At 63.6% G+C, this 14701-nt stretch carries 12 protein-coding genes; 8 read left to right on the top strand and 4 right to left on the bottom strand.

The window, feature by feature from the left end; all coding sequences use genetic code 11:
* The first annotated feature begins 71 nt into the window (after positions 1–71).
* From RPG13_RS10890 to RPG13_RS10900, 3 genes are all read left to right on the top strand, one after another.
* The gene (locus RPG13_RS10890; RefSeq protein WP_337125013.1) at positions 72–1193 is read left to right on the top strand and encodes an ATP phosphoribosyltransferase regulatory subunit; all 1122 of its coding nucleotides are present in this window, start codon (positions 72–74) and stop codon (positions 1191–1193) included.
* A complete protein-coding gene (hisG, locus tag RPG13_RS10895) occupies positions 1190–1885 on the top strand; it encodes an ATP phosphoribosyltransferase (protein ID WP_337125014.1) in 696 nt (231 codons plus the stop codon). The genes RPG13_RS10890 and hisG overlap by 4 nt, the downstream gene beginning before the upstream one ends.
* Before the next feature lie 290 nt (positions 1886–2175).
* Positions 2176–3948, top strand: coding sequence for an AMP-binding protein (locus RPG13_RS10900; protein WP_126103617.1), 1773 nt, complete (start codon positions 2176–2178; stop codon positions 3946–3948).
* A gap of 26 nt (positions 3949–3974) precedes the next feature.
* Here RPG13_RS10900 and RPG13_RS10905 read toward each other — a convergent pair whose 3' ends face one another.
* From RPG13_RS10905 to RPG13_RS10915, 3 genes are all read right to left on the bottom strand, one after another.
* Positions 3975–4841: a haloacid dehalogenase type II gene (locus RPG13_RS10905; protein ID WP_126103616.1), complete on the bottom strand. Its 867-nt coding sequence runs from the start codon at positions 4839–4841 to the stop codon at positions 3975–3977.
* 256 nt (positions 4842–5097) lie between these two features.
* A complete protein-coding gene (locus tag RPG13_RS10910; RefSeq protein ID WP_126103615.1) occupies positions 5098–5622 on the bottom strand; it encodes a hypothetical protein in 525 nt (174 codons plus the stop codon).
* Between the two features lie 179 nt (positions 5623–5801).
* Positions 5802–6710, bottom strand: coding sequence for a hydrogen peroxide-inducible genes activator (locus tag RPG13_RS10915; protein ID WP_126103614.1), 909 nt, complete (start codon positions 6708–6710; stop codon positions 5802–5804).
* A gap of 144 nt (positions 6711–6854) precedes the next feature.
* On the opposite strand from RPG13_RS10915, the gene katG reads away from it, so the two are divergent.
* A complete protein-coding gene (gene katG / locus RPG13_RS10920; RefSeq protein WP_126103613.1) occupies positions 6855–9056 on the top strand; it encodes a catalase/peroxidase HPI in 2202 nt (733 codons plus the stop codon).
* A 77-nt stretch (positions 9057–9133) separates the two neighbouring features.
* Here katG and RPG13_RS10925 read toward each other — a convergent pair whose 3' ends face one another.
* Positions 9134–9811 carry an MIP/aquaporin family protein gene (locus RPG13_RS10925; protein ID WP_095483588.1) on the bottom strand — a complete coding sequence of 226 codons (678 nt, stop codon included), beginning with the start codon at positions 9809–9811 and terminating at the stop codon, positions 9134–9136.
* A 337-nt stretch (positions 9812–10148) separates the two neighbouring features.
* On the opposite strand from RPG13_RS10925, the gene RPG13_RS10930 reads away from it, so the two are divergent.
* From RPG13_RS10930 to guaA, 4 genes are all read left to right on the top strand, one after another.
* On the top strand, positions 10149–11438 hold the full coding sequence (locus RPG13_RS10930) for an RsmB/NOP family class I SAM-dependent RNA methyltransferase (protein WP_337125015.1): 1290 nt from the start codon (positions 10149–10151) through the stop codon (positions 11436–11438).
* 97 nt (positions 11439–11535) lie between these two features.
* Positions 11536–11994, top strand: coding sequence for a PaaI family thioesterase (locus tag RPG13_RS10935; RefSeq protein WP_126103611.1), 459 nt, complete (start codon positions 11536–11538; stop codon positions 11992–11994).
* A gap of 4 nt (positions 11995–11998) precedes the next feature.
* Positions 11999–12664, top strand: a complete 666-nt coding sequence (locus RPG13_RS10940; RefSeq protein ID WP_126107241.1) for a 5'-methylthioadenosine/S-adenosylhomocysteine nucleosidase — start codon at positions 11999–12001, stop codon at positions 12662–12664.
* Between the two features lie 53 nt (positions 12665–12717).
* A complete protein-coding gene (guaA, locus tag RPG13_RS10945) occupies positions 12718–14280 on the top strand; it encodes a glutamine-hydrolyzing GMP synthase (RefSeq protein WP_095483591.1) in 1563 nt (520 codons plus the stop codon).
* The last annotated feature ends 421 nt before the right edge of the window (positions 14281–14701 follow it).

Genomic DNA, 14701 nt, shown 5'->3' on the forward strand with positions numbered 1-14701 from the left:
CCCCTCATCCGTCTTGGCGCTGCGCGCCAATCCACCTTCTCCCACAGGGGGAGAAGGGAAGGGCGCCTGCCATGACCTCCCGCTACCCCGCCATCGCATCAGACATCACCAATCTCTTCGCCGCGCGCAACACCCATGCGGTGGAAGTCGCGGTGCTGCAGCCGGCCGACCCGTTCCTCGACATGGCGGGAGAGGATCTGCGCCGGCGTATTTTTCTCACCGAAAGCGAGACCGGCCAGACGCTTTGCCTGCGGCCTGAATTCACCATTCCGGTCTGCCTCGACCACATTGCCAGCCAGGCCGGCACGCCGCGCCGTTATTCCTATCTCGGCGAGGTGTTTCGCCAGCGCCGCGAGGGCGGCAATGAGTTTTTCCAGGCCGGCATCGAGGATCTCGGCGACCGCGACACGGCCGCTGCCGATGCCCGTTCGCTGGCCGATGCGCATGCGCTGCTTTCGCTGGTGCTGCCGGGCCAGGTCCTGGCGGTGACGCTCGGCGACCAGACCATATTCGAAGCGGTGCTGGCAGCCCTCGGCCTGCCGCGCGGCTGGCGGATGCGGCTGGCCCGCGCCTTCGGTTCGGCACCGATGCTGGAGGCAGCACTTGCCGATCTCGCCAACCCGCCGCGCAATGGCCAGCTTTCCGGCTCGGTCGCGGCCCTTGTCCTCGACGGTGATCTGGAAGCGCTTTCCTCGCACATCGCCGGCGGCATGGAGCAGGCGGGTCTGTCGGCGTCGGCCGGGCGCTCGCCGACCGACATTGCGCGGCGTCTGATCGAGAAGGCCGAGCTGCGCAGCGTGCGGCTGTCGAACGAGGCGTTTTCGGCGCTGAAGACTTTTTTGGCGATCGACGTGCCGCTCGACGGCGCAGCAAAAGCGCTCGAAACCTTCGCGGCCGGTTCTGGTCTCTCGTTGGGAGCGGCGCTGGACAGTTTCGGGGCCCGCGCCAAGGCGATCGAAGCGCATGGCCTGCCAGTCAAAAAAATCCGCTACGATGCCGCCTTCGGCCGCCCGCTCGACTACTACACCGGTCTGGTGTTCGAGATCGCGGCGGAAGACGGCGACCGGCCGCTGGCCGGCGGCGGCCGCTATGACCGGCTGCTGACACTGCTCGGCGCGAAAACGCCGATCCCCGGCGTCGGCTTTTCCGTCTGGCTCGACCGCATCGAAGCGTTGCGGGAGCAGGCGCAATGATCACGCTGGCGATCCCGTCGAAAGGTCGGCTCAAGGAGCAGGCGCTGGAAGTGCTGGCGAGCGCTAGGCTTGCCGTCAGCCTGTCCGGCGACGAGCGCAAATACCGCGCCCGCATCGAAGGCGAGGAAGCCGTTGAGGTGGTGTTCCTGTCGGCGTCCGAAATCGCAGGCGAGATCGGCCAGGGTTCGGTCGATCTCGGCATCACCGGCGAGGATCTGTTGCGCGAAAGCCTCGCCGACTGGGAGGCGCGCGCCGAGATCGTCGCCCGCCTCGGCTTCGGCAATGCCGATGTCGTGGTGGCGGTGCCCGACATCTGGCTCGATGTCGACACGATGGCCGATCTCGACGACGTCGCCGCCGATTTCCGCCAGCGCCACGGCAGGCGGCTCAGGATCGCCACCAAATACTGGCGGCTGACCCAGCAATTCTTTTCGCAAAAGCACGGCATCCAGGTCTATCGCATCGTCGAAAGCCTGGGCGCTACCGAAGGCGCGCCGGCGGCGGGATTGGCCGATGTCGTCGTCGACATCACCACATCAGGCTCGACGCTGCGCGCCAACCATCTGAAGGTACTGGCCGACGGCCTCATCCTGCGCTCGCAGGCCTGCCTTGTTTCATCGAGGAAGACGCGTGCGGCTGCGGATGAAGCAGTGTTGCGCGACATCGCCGCGAAGATGGCTTCGGTGGCGTAAATCTCTTTCCCTTGTGGGGAGCTGCGGCAGAGGGGTGGGAAGGATCGTCCTGGGGCAGAGCATATTTGTTCTTGCTTTGTGCCGGCACTTATGCTACCAAACTCCGCATGGTGCTGATTTGCGCCGCCACCCGCCGTCGAGGCGGGTTTTTTGTTTTCCGGAGCTATCCTCACCGGACTCCGAACCGACTTGGCGGCGCGACCTGACTTCGAAGCTCCGGCCATACCATCGACGGGATTTCCACCACCCCGGCAGGCTGATAGACTCGGTCGCCTGCGGAGGAGACGGCGATGCCGATCAATCTCGACGAGTTGAAGAATGCCACCAATCTGCGCAGCCGCCGCCCGCGCAATGGCGCCTCGTTTGTCGCGCCGGTAGACGGCAGGGCGCATGTGTCGGGCGAGCGCACCGTGCCGCTGCTGCAGCAGACGATCCCGGCGTTGCTTTCCGACACCGTCAGCAAATACGGCACGCTCGATGCCGCCGTCTTCGTCGAGCAGGACAAGCGCTTCACCTGGAGCGAGCTTTCAGACACGGTGGACGCGCTGGCCGCCGGCTTCCTGGCGCTCGGCCTGGCAAAAGGCGACAGGGTCGGCATCTGGTCACCCAACCGTTGGGAATGGCTGGTGACGCAGTTCGCCACCGCGCGCATCGGCCTTATCCTGGTCAACATCAACCCAGCCTATCGGCTGGTCGAGCTGGACTATGCCTTGAACAAGGTCGGCTGCAAGGCGCTGGTCACAGCCGCCAGTTTCAAGAGCTCCGACTATCTCGGTATGATCGAGACGCTAGCGCCGGAGATCGCGACAGCGACACCGGGCAAGCTCGAAGCAAAAAAATTGCCGGCGCTGAAAATCGTCATCCGCATGGGCGAGGAGAATTCGCCCGGCATGTTCAATTTCGCCGACGTGCTGGCGATGGCCGGGCGCGACGAGCATGACAGCCTCGACCGCATCTCCGAGGGGCTGAAGCCCGGCGACGCCATCAACATCCAGTTCACGTCAGGCACTACAGGCGCACCCAAGGGCGCGACGCTGACGCACAACAACATCGTCAACAATGGCAATTTCGTCACCTCGGCGATCAGGCTGACCGCCGACGACCGGCTGTGCATCCCGGTGCCGCTTTATCACTGCTTCGGCATGTCGATGGGCACGATCGGTTGCGTCACCAAGGGCGCGACCATGGTTTTCCCCGGCGAGGGGTTCGATGCCGGCGCCACACTGAAAGCGGTGGCGGGCGAACGCTGCACCGGTCTTTACGGCGTGCCGACCATGTTTGTCGGCCTGCTCGACCATCCGGATTTCCAGTCCTTCGATCTCACCAGCCTGCGCACCGGCATCATGGCCGGCTCGCCGTGCCCGATCGAGGTGATGAAGAAGGTGGTGTCGCTGATGCACATGGCAGAGGTGACCATCGCCTATGGCATGACCGAGACCAGCCCGGTCTCTTTCCAGAGCAGCGTCGACGACCCGCTGGAAAAGCGCGTCTCGACCGTCGGGCGCGTCCACCCCCATGTCGAGGTCAAGGCCATCGATGCCGACGGCGCGACTGTTGCGGTCGGCGCGCCGGGCGAGCTCTGCACGCGCGGCTATTCCGTGATGAAGGGCTATTGGGACGACGAGGAAAAGACCCGCGAGGCGATCGACGCCGACGGCTGGATGCACACTGGCGATCTCGCCACCATCGATGCCGAGGGCTATTGCAACATTGTCGGCCGGGTCAAGGATATGGTCATCCGCGGCGGCGAGAACGTCTATCCGCGCGAGGTCGAGGAGTTCCTCTATCGCCATCCCAAGGTCAGGGAAGTGCAGGTGTTCGGAATTCCCGACCCGAAATATGGCGAGGAGCTTTGCGCCTGGATCGTGCTCAAGCCCGGCCAGATCGCCACCGAGCAGGAGATCAAGGCCTTCTGTACGGACCAGATCGCCCACTACAAGATCCCGCGCCACATCCGCTTCCGCACCGAATTGCCGATGACGGTGACCGGCAAGCCGCAGAAATTTCTCATGCGCAAGGCGATGGTCGAGGAGCTGGGGCTGGTGGCGGCGAAGACGGCTTGAGGGGGGCAGGAGCGCGCCCTCGCAACCTACTTCAGAATCGCAGCGAGTTCGATCAAGTTATTTGCCATGTATTCCCAACCACCGAGCGGCTCGATGGCGGCAGCCTTTGACGGGTCGTGCGCATTTAAGCGAACGACATATGCCGTCTTCAATCCGCATCGACGCGCGGCGTCCAGATCGTAGTCGTGGGCGGCAACCAGCATCGCCCTGTTCGGCTCCACGCCCAGCAGCTCGCAGGCACGAAGATACACCTGTGGCATCGGCTTATAGGTCTCGGAGACATCAGCGCCCAGGATCGTATCCCATGGCAGCCCGGCATGTTTTGCCACGTCCACCAGAAGTCGGGTGTTCCCATCGGACAGCGGCGCGACGATGAAGCGTTCCTTCAATCTGGAGAGGCCTTCCACCGAATCCGGCCACGGCTTGAGGCGGTGCCAGGCCAGATTGAGGTCTTCCAGTTCGGCGCTCGGAAAAGCCGATGGCGTCAGCCCGAACCCCTTCAGGCACGCTTCCAGGTTTTCCATATTGAGCAGATCGAGCGGGACAAAGGGCCGCTGACCACTCCGGACGGCTTCAACCGATGGGTCATAGCGTCCAACCCAAGCATCGGCAAAAGCACCGGCATCGATATGCAGGGCGTCATGGCGCTTAAGAAACGAACTCGCCTCCGCCGCTATGCTGCCGCGCCAATCGACAACGGTTCCCAAGACGTCGAAGAACAATACCTCAACTTTCGTCACTTTTAGCTCTCCATGCTCGTCGGTCTGGTGGTCCGCCAGTCGCGGTAAGAGGGATCGATCTTGTTGCCGCTTGAAATAGTCGAAATGCGTGAAAGCCTGATAGTTGTAAAGCAGCCAGCCGTCCGCTGTTTTCAGCGCCAGATCGTCGGACATGACCCAGATCGCCGGACATGACATTGAGCGGTTGCCAGTCGGTCGGCCTCCCAGTACTGATTCGATCTATCGGCCGCTGCGAATACCTTGAGCGCGTCGGAAACATCGGCGGCGACGGCGAGGCCCTCGCTAGCCTTGCTTTCGATTTCCGCTGTCAACTGGCTGAGCGCGTTTGTGGCGGGCGAGCAGAGGCGCCGGTGACCACCGTTGTCATTCCGCTTTCAATCCGACGGCGCCAGGTCGGTGTTGGCAAAGTCTAAACCGCCGGTCCTTCGAGCCCGCTTCTCTCGTGCGATTTCCACAGGAACCAGCCGAGGACGGCGCCGAAGAAGAATGTGTGGGCAACGAACTGCAGGACCGGGCTTGCTTGCAGGAACCACGGGAATGCGATCGGCGCGATCACATAAAAATTGACGAGCCACAAGGCGAGGCCAAAGACGCTGCCGAGACCAATGAAGGCGGCGGATCCTCGCAGCATTGAGGCAATCTCCCCGAACACGATACCGTAGATGATGGCCAGGATCAGATGCACGATCACGCCGGCAATGCTGGCCGTCAGGAGCGAATAGCCAGGATCGAGAGCTTCCGGTCCAAGCGCGATGGCGCCGATCATGCGCAGGGGCATGAAAAACGCTTCCGCCCCCATCATGAACGCACTCGCCGTCATTTCGAACGCCGCAAAGACGAGGCCGGCGACAATGCCCGCAACGGCCCCCTGTTGGAGTCCCCATCGGATGTCGCGCGGCGTCACTGGTGTGTGGATGTAATCACGGTAAGCCATGATACTGCTCCCTTCTGGAACGCAGACTCCTCCAGAAAACCAATGCGGGATGCGCGTCGGCGGTTCCGGCCGTTCGGCGCAATTCACGGGGATTTGATTGAAGTTGGGGTTTTCTCAGGCCGAACGGGTGCAGCGATGGGCCAGCAGACTTTCCGCCAGATAATACAGTGCGTCTCGCCTCAGGCCGCCAGCACCGCCGCATCCAGCCCGCGAATAATCTTCGCCAGCTCCACACACTCGTCGTGGCGTACCTTGTTGCGCCGCCAGGCGAGGCAGACCGTGCGCTGCGGCATCGGTTCTTGGAATGGCACGATCTTCAGATCGGGGATAGTGCTGGCTGGTCCTGCCGCCATTTCCGGAATGAGCGTGACGCCGAGCCCGTGCGCCACCATCTGCAGCAACGTCGTCAAGCTGGTCGCGCCGTAGCTTGCCATTGCCACCGGCCGCACGCTGCCGCAGACGGCAAGCGCCTGTTCGCGCAGGCAATGGCCTTCCTCCAGCAGCATCAGCCTTTCCAGCGCCGGGCTTTCCGGCGGAACCGGCGGCGAGGCGAAGGCGGGATCGCCGGCCGGCACGGCAAGGAAGAACCGGTCGGAGAAAAGCGCCTCGGTGATCAGCCCGGGCTGATCGAGGGGAAGGGCCGCGATGAAGGCGTCGAGCTTTCCCAAAGCGGTGTCCTCGACCAGCGATGCGGTCACCGCTTCGCGCAATTCGAGCTGCAAGGCCGGAAAATGCCGTCTCAGCTCCGGCAGCACATGCGGCAGGAGATAGGGCGCCACCGTCGGGATTATGCCGAGCCGGAAGCGTCCTTCCATGGCGGGACGCCCACGCCGGGCCGTGGTCTCGATCTCGCGGATATCGGCAAGAATACGCTCGATGCGCGGCAGCATAGCCTGCGCCTCGTCGGTCATCCGAACCGATTTGCCGCCGCGCTCGAACAGCCGGCAGTTGAGCCGCAGCTCCATCTCCGCAATCTGCGAGGACAGCGCCGGCTGGCTGACGCCGGCGAGCTTCGCGGCGCGGCCGAAATGCAGCGTCTGTGCCAGCGCCTCGAAATATTGCATCTGTCGGACAGTGAGACCTATCATAAGGAAAACCTATCGTAACAAACAGGAAAGGCAATTTGTTTTTATCGGCAATGCGGCCTAGTCTGGAACCATTCCAGAATGGCGTGGCTCAAGGCCCGTCCGGAAAATCAACAAATCCCGGAAATCAACAAATCGGAGAGAACGATGGACGCAAAGACCGATGACAATAGCGCGGGAAAATGCCCGGTCGCGCATGGATCGGCCGGCAGGACCAACCGTGACTGGTGGCCAAACCAGCTTGACCTTGCCGTTCTCCACCAGCAGTCGAGCCTCTCGGATCCGATGGGCGAGAACTTCGACTACGCCGAGGAATTCAAGAGCCTCGATCTCGATGCGGTGATCAAGGACCTGCACCAGGTGATGACCGATTCGCAAGATTGGTGGCCGGCCGATTTCGGCCATTACGGCCCGCTCTTCATCCGCATGGCCTGGCACAGCGCCGGCACCTATCGCATAGGCGATGGCCGTGGCGGCGCCGGCGCCGGCCAGCAGCGTTTCGCGCCGCTCAACAGCTGGCCGGACAACGCCAATCTCGACAAGGCACGCCGGCTGCTGTGGCCGATCAAGCAGAAATACGGCAGGAAGATCTCCTGGGCCGATCTGTTGATCCTCACCGGCAACGTCGCGCTGGAATCGATGGGCTTCAAGACGTTCGGCTTCGCCGGCGGGCGCGCCGATGTCTGGGAGCCCGAGCAGGACGTGGACTGGGGGTCGGAAACCAAGTGGCTCGGCGACGAGCGTTATTCCGGCGACCGCGAACTTCGGGGCCATCTCGGCGCCGTGCAGATGGGGCTGATCTACGTCAACCCGGAAGGGCCGAATGGCACGCCCGATCCGTTGGCCTCGGCACGCGACATCCGTGAAACCTTCGCACGCATGGCTATGAACGACGAGGAAACCGTGGCGCTCATCGCCGGCGGTCACACCTTCGGCAAGACCCACGGCGCCGGCGATGCATCGCTGGTGGGGCCGGAGCCGGAAGGCGCCGGCATCGAGGCGCAGGGCCTCGGCTGGTCGAGCAAGCACGCCACCGGCATTGCCGGCGACGCCATCACCTCGGGCCTCGAAGTGACCTGGACCACGACGCCGACCAAATGGAGCAACAACTTCTTCGATAATCTGTTCAACTACGAATGGGAACTGACCAAGAGCCCGGCTGGCGCCCATCAATGGACGCCGAAGGGCGGCGCCGGTACAGGCTCGGTGCCGGACGCGCACGATCCGTCGAAGCGCCGCGCGCCGGCGATGCTGACCACCGACCTCGCGCTGCGGGTCGACCCGGCCTATGAGAAGATCTCGCGGCGTTTCCACGAGAATCCGGATCAGTTCGCCGATGCCTTCGCCCGCGCCTGGTTCAAGCTGACCCATCGCGACATGGGGCCGGTTGTCCGCTATCTCGGCCCGCTCGTGCCGAAGGAAGAGCTGATCTGGCAGGACCCTATCCCGGCCGTCGATCACGAACTGATCAGCGAGCAGGACATCGCCTCGCTGAAGGCGAAGATACTGACCTCTGGCCTGTCCGTTTCCGAACTGGTCTCGACCGCCTGGGCCTCGGCCTCGACGTTCCGCGGTTCCGACAAGCGCGGCGGCGCCAACGGCGCACGCATCCGTCTGGCGCCGCAGAAGGACTGGGAAGTCAATCAGCCGACCGAACTGTCGAAGGTGCTTGCGCAGCTCGAAGGCGTCCAGAGCGAGTTCAACGCCGGGCAGACGGGCGACAAGAAGGTCTCGCTTGCCGACCTGATCGTTCTCGGCGGCGTCGCCGCGATCGAGAAGGCCGCCAAGGACGGCGGCCATGACGTGGAGGTGCCTTTCACGCCAGGCCGCATGGACGCCTCGCAAGAGCAGACGGACGTCCAGTCCTTTGCCGCGATCGAGCCAAAAGTCGATGGCTTCCGCAATTATGTCAGGGGCAAGCAGCCGATGTCGGTCGAAGCGATGCTGGTCGATCAGGCGCAGCTGCTGACCTTGACGGCGCCCGAGATGACGGTGCTCGTCGGCGGGTTGCGGGTGCTCGGCGCCAACACCGGCAAGTCGAAGCACGGGGTGTTCACCGACAGGCCGGGCACGTTGACCAACGATTTCTTCGTCAACCTGCTCAGCATGAACACGGTCTGGGATCCGGCCGCCGGCTCCGATGAAGTCTACGAAGCGCGCGACCGCAAGACCAAGGCGGTCAAGTGGATCGGCACCCGCGCAGATCTGATCTTCGGCTCGCACGCGCAGTTGCGTGCGCTTGCCGAGGTCTACGGGTCGGCGGACGCCGGGCAGAAGTTCGTTAGGGATTTCGTCGCGGCCTGGACCAAGGTGATGAACGCCGACCGCTTCGATCTTGCCCGGGGCTGAGGCGGCAAGTGATTCTCCAATTTAACAAAAAGGCGCGGGCCTTGACCCGCGCCTTTTTGTATTGAAGCCTTCGAAAATCAGTCTTTCTCGAAGATGCGGGTCTTGGCGACCACGCCGGCGATGGCGCCGCCGATCAGCGGTGCGACAATGAACAGCCAGAGCTGGCCAATCGCGACACTTCCTGAAAACAGCGCCGGGCCGATCGAGCGGGCCGGATTGAGCGACGTGCCGGTCACCGGGATGATGGCGAAGTGCAGCCCCGCCAGCGTCAGGCCGATGACAAGGCCGGCAAAGGCTGTCGTGTGGCTGCCGCTGGTGACGCCGAGGATCACCGTCACGAAGGTGAAGGTTCCGATCAGCTCCCACAGGAACGCCGAGCTGACGCCCCATTTCGTCGCATCCCAGCCATTGGCGCCGAAGCCGCCGGTGTGTCCGCCGACCTGTCCGGAGACGATGATCCACAGCGCCAGCGACGCGATGATGGCGCCGATGATCTGCGCGATCCAATAGGGGATGACGTCCTTGGCCTGCATTCGGCCGGCAAGGAACACGCCGAGCGTCACCGCCGGGTTGAGATGCGCGCCCGAGATCGGGCCGATCGCATAGGCAGCCGCAATCAAGCCGATGCCGAATGCAAGACCGATGCCTTCCTGGCCGAGCGGCAGCGCGCCGCCGAAGCCGCCCGTCACCACCGAAGCCGTGCCGATGAACACCAGTAGAAATGTTCCTAGAACTTCCGCCAGATAAGTCTTCATTGCCCTCTCCTCGTAATTTTCCCGCCGATCCGCTTGCAGTTCTTGGCGAATCACGCAGCGAAAGAGTATCGCAACTTCAAAAGTTTGGAAGCACAAGCATTGCGCCGACTACAGCGCCGCGCGTCCTTTGGGACGCGCAAAGGACGCTGTAGCAGTTTGATTTTGCGCATGATCCCTTACCGAAAAATCGATTCCGATTTTCGGGGTCGTGCGCTAGAGCTGTGGGTGCCGACATATCTGCGCTCGATCTGGTGTCCGAGGCTCTCCCCGCTTGTGTGCGCCAGTCGCGCGCTTTAGAGCAGGGCGGAAGTAATTTGCTGAATAACGGAATAAGAAGATGCGACTGGGCGGACGGCTGGCGGCGGCCATCGAAGTGCTGGAGGATATCGGCCGGCGGCACCGACCGGTCGCCGATGCGCTGAAGGACTGGGGCCTGTCGCATCGCTTCGCCGGCGGCGGCGATCGCGCTGCGATCGGCAACATCGTCTATGACGCGCTGCGCCGGAAGCGCTCGGCCGGCTTTTTGCTGGGCGAGGACACGCCGCGCGCCATCGGCTTCGGCGCGCTGCTGCTCGAATGGAACCAGACCGCGCAGTCGCTGAACGAAGCGCTCGACGGCGACAAATTCGCGCCGCCGCTGCTTAGCGCCGACGAGCTGAAGGCGGTCGCCGATAGTAGGCTTGCCGATGCGCCGCCCGCGGTGCGCGCCGACATTCCGGACTGGTGCGAACCGCTTTTCGAACGGGCCTTCGGCGCCAGCTGGGTCGATGAAGGCGCTGCACTTGCGACGCGTCCGCCGCTCGACCTCAGGGTCAACACGCTGCGGGCCGATCGCAGCAAGGTGCTCGCCGAACTGGCCGAGACCGATGCCAAGGCTGCACGGATCGCGCCGCACGGCATCCGCATCCCGCCGATCGCAGGTGACGGCAGGCATCCGAACGTGCAGGCGGAACCGGCCTTCCAGAAAGGCTGGTTCGAGGTTCAGGACGAAGGCTCGCAGATCGCCGCCACGCTGGCTGGCGCGGAGGCTGGGATGCAGGTCCTCGACTTTTGCGCCGGCGCCGGCGGCAAGACGCTGGCACTGTCGGCGGCGATGGACAATCGCGGCCAGGTGTTTGCCCATGATGTCGAAAAGGCGCGGCTGGCGCCGATCTTCGACCGCATCCGCCGCTCGGAAAACCGCAACGTGCAAATCGTCACCAAGCCGACGGAGCTCAGCACCCTCTCGGGCCACATGGATATCGTCCTGGTCGACGCACCGTGCACCGGCAGCGGCACTTGGCGGCGCCGGCCCGATGCCAAATGGCGGCTGACGCAGAGACAGCTCGATGCACGCAAAGGCGAGCAATCGGCGATCCTCGACGCGGCCAACGCCTTCGTCAAACCGGGCGGGCTGCTGGTCTATATCACCTGCTCGGTGTTCGACGAGGAGAATGGAGAACAGGTCGCAGCCTTCCAGGATCGTAACAGCGACTTTATTCCAGTCGATCACCGCCAGCTCTGGGACAGCCGCTTTCCGGGCCACGAGGCGGCCGCGTGGATCGGCGCCGCAGGCGGCATTTCGCTGTCGCCGGCGCTGAGCGGTACCGATGGGTTTTATGTCTGCGCGCTACGCAAGGGCGGCTGAATCTTGCCAGCGGACTTGATTGTTGCAGTGCAGCAATAGCGATTGCCTGCCGCTCATGCCTCTGCAATAAGCTTTTCAGACAGGAGCGTGACAAGCCATGGCTGCAAAGATCGTACCCGCCCCCGACTATGAGGATCGCGTCAGGACGTCCTTCGCGCGGCAGAACGCCATGATGACCATCGGCGCCGAGCTGACGCTGGTGACGCCCGGCATCATCGAGATCGAGATGCCCTATTCGGCGGCGCTGACCCAGCAGCATGGCTTCCTCCATGCCGGCGTCATTTCGACGGCGCTGGACTCGGCCTGCGGCTATGCAGCATTCTCGCTGATGCCGGAGAACTCCGGCGTGCTGACCATCGAGTTCAAGGTCAACCTGCTGGCGCCGGGCCGGGGCGAGCGCTTCCTGTTCCGCGGCTCGGTGACAAAGCCCGGCCGCACCATCATCGTCGCCGACGGCCAGGCCTATGCCTTCGCTGTCGACGGCGAGGCCAAGCTGATCGCCACTATGACCGGAACGATGATGACGGTGGTCGGTCGCGATGGCATCGAAGGCTGATCCGATGCGCAAGGCGGTCAGGATTGCGGGTAGGGACGTCCTCTTCGTGATGGCGGCGCAGGCCGAATACGGTCCGCATCTGCAGCGGCTTTTCACGCCTGTCATGACAGGGGTGGGGCCGGTCGAGGCGGGTGTCAGGCTGGGCGCGGAACTGTCATGGCTGAAGTCTGAAAAGGCGCTGCCGGACCTCGTCGTGTCGCTCGGTTCGGCTGGGAGCCGGACGCTGGAGCAGACGGAAATCTACCAGGCCGTTTCGGTCGCCTACCGCGACATCGACGCCTCGCCACTGGGGTTCGAGAAGGGCGCGACGCCGTTTCTCGACCTGCCGGTGACCGTGCCGCTGCCGTTCAGGATTCCTGATATAAGAGAGGCGACGCTGTCGACCGGCGCGGCGATCATTTCCGGCAGCGCCTACGATGCGATTGCGCAGGACATGGTCGACATGGAGACCTTCGCCTGCCTGCGTGCCTGCCAACTGTTCGGCGTGCCGCTCGTCGGCCTGCGCGGCATTTCCGACGGGGCTGCCGATCTCAGGCATGTCGGCGACTGGAAGGAGTATCTCCACGTCATCGACGAGAAGCTGGCGGATGCGGTCATGCGGCTGGAACAGGCGATCGGGTCCGGCGCGCTGGAATTCGGACCATCGCATGAGGACGCGAAATCGGATTGAGAGCCGCCTCTCAGCCCATTGCGCCGACTCGTTTCTTTCTCTAAACGCTCGCCATGAAGATAGCCAATCATCCCGACACCGTCCTGATTGTCGATTTCGGCAGCCAGTTCACGCAGCTCATCGCCAGGCGCATCCGCGAGGCCGGCGTGTTTTCCGAGATCGTGCCGTTCCAGTCGGCCGAAGCGGCGTTCAAGCGCATCAAGCCGAAGGCGGTGATCCTGTCCGGCGGCCCGGCCTCGACCGGCGACATCGGCAGCCCGCGCGCCCCGCAGATCGTCTTCGATGCCGGTGTGCCGGTGCTCGGCATCTGCTATGGCCAGATGGCCATGTGCGTGCAGATGGGCGGCGTCGCCGAAAGCTCCGACCATCGCGAATTCGGTCGCGCCTTCGTCGAGATCCAGAAGGACAGCCCGCTGTTCGAGGGCCTGTGGGCGCCCGGCCAGCGCCATCAGGTGTGGATGAGCCACGGCGACCGCGTCATCTCCTTGCCCAAGGGCTTCGAGGTGTTCGGAAAATCGGAAGGCTCGCCCTTCGCCATCTTCGGCAATATCGAGCGCAAGATGTACGGCATCATGTTCCACCCCGAAGTGGTGCACACGCCGGACGGCGCCCGGCTGCTCCAAAACTTCGTCCACAAGATCGCCGGCATCGAAGGCGACTGGACCATGCGCGCCTACCGCGAGCACGCGGTCGAGACGATCCGTAAGCAGGTCGGCAAGGGCAAGGTCATCTGCGCGCTTTCGGGCGGCGTCGATTCCTCGGTCGCAGCACTCCTGATCCACGAGGCGGTCGGCGATCAGCTTACCTGTATCCTCGTCGACCACGGGCTGATGCGCAAGGACGAGGCTGCTGGCGTGGTGGAGATGTTTCGCCAGCACTACAATCTGCCGCTCATCCTTGTCGACGCTTCGGACCGTTTTATCGGCGCGCTCGAAGGCGAGTCGGACCCGGAAAAGAAGCGCAAGACCATCGGCCGGCTGTTCATCGAGGTGTTCGAGGAAGAGGCCGAGAAACTCGGCGGCGCCGATTTCCTGGCGCAGGGCACGCTCTATCCCGATGTCATCGAAAGCGTCTCCTTCACCGGCGGCCCCTCGGTGACGATCAAGTCGCACCACAATGTCGGCGGCCTGCCCGAGCGCATGAACATGCAGCTCGTCGAGCCGCTGCGCGAACTGTTCAAGGACGAGGTGAGGGCGCTCGGCAAGGAGCTCGGCCTGCCCGAAAGCTTCATCGGCCGGCATCCGTTTCCAGGTCCCGGTCTCGCCATCCGCTGCCCGGGCGGCATCTCTCGCGAAAAGCTGGAGATACTGCGCGAGGCCGACGCCATCTATCTCGATGAGATCCGCAAGGCCGGCCTTTACGACGCCATCTGGCAGGCTTTCGTCGTGCTGCTGCCGGTGCAGACAGTCGGCGTGATGGGCGATGGCCGCACCTATGAATTCGTCTGCGCGCTGCGCGCCGTCACCTCGGTCGACGGCATGACCGCGGATTTCTACCACTACGACATGGCGTTCCTGGGCGCCGCCGCCACCCGCATCATCAACGAGGTGCGCGGCATCAACCGCGTCGTCTACGACGTGACCAGCAAGCCGCCCGGCACAATCGAGTGGGAGTGAGGGATAAAAACGGCGGCAATAGCGTAGTTTCGGCGGTGCTTTTCGCCTCCGCTTAATTGCCGCTCCCATCCGTCTTTCACTTCCATTGAATTCGCCTACTCCATTTCTTTCCTACAGGATCGATCTGCGCCCGCTTCAGGATGGTGTAAAGCCGCTTCCATCGGCGGGAGTGCTCTGGCGTAGAATAGCGTGCACAAAGGCGGGTCTGCTTCGAGCCCCGTTGTTGTCGTCGGTCAGGAGTGTGCACGGCGATCCCGAAACCGGCCGTTCCGCATGCGGCCTGAGAAGCGGTACACTCACGTTTTCAGCTTGGACTTTGCAGCCATTCCCGCTTGCACCGTTGCACGTCGGTTTGCGACAGAAGCCGACGTTCCCGCATTTACCCCCATTCTTCCCCTAAACGAGCAAGACCCGGCAAGCG

This window comes from Mesorhizobium sp. ISC15 (assembly GCF_037162615.1).
Lineage (GTDB): Bacteria > Pseudomonadota > Alphaproteobacteria > Rhizobiales > Rhizobiaceae > Mesorhizobium > Mesorhizobium mediterraneum.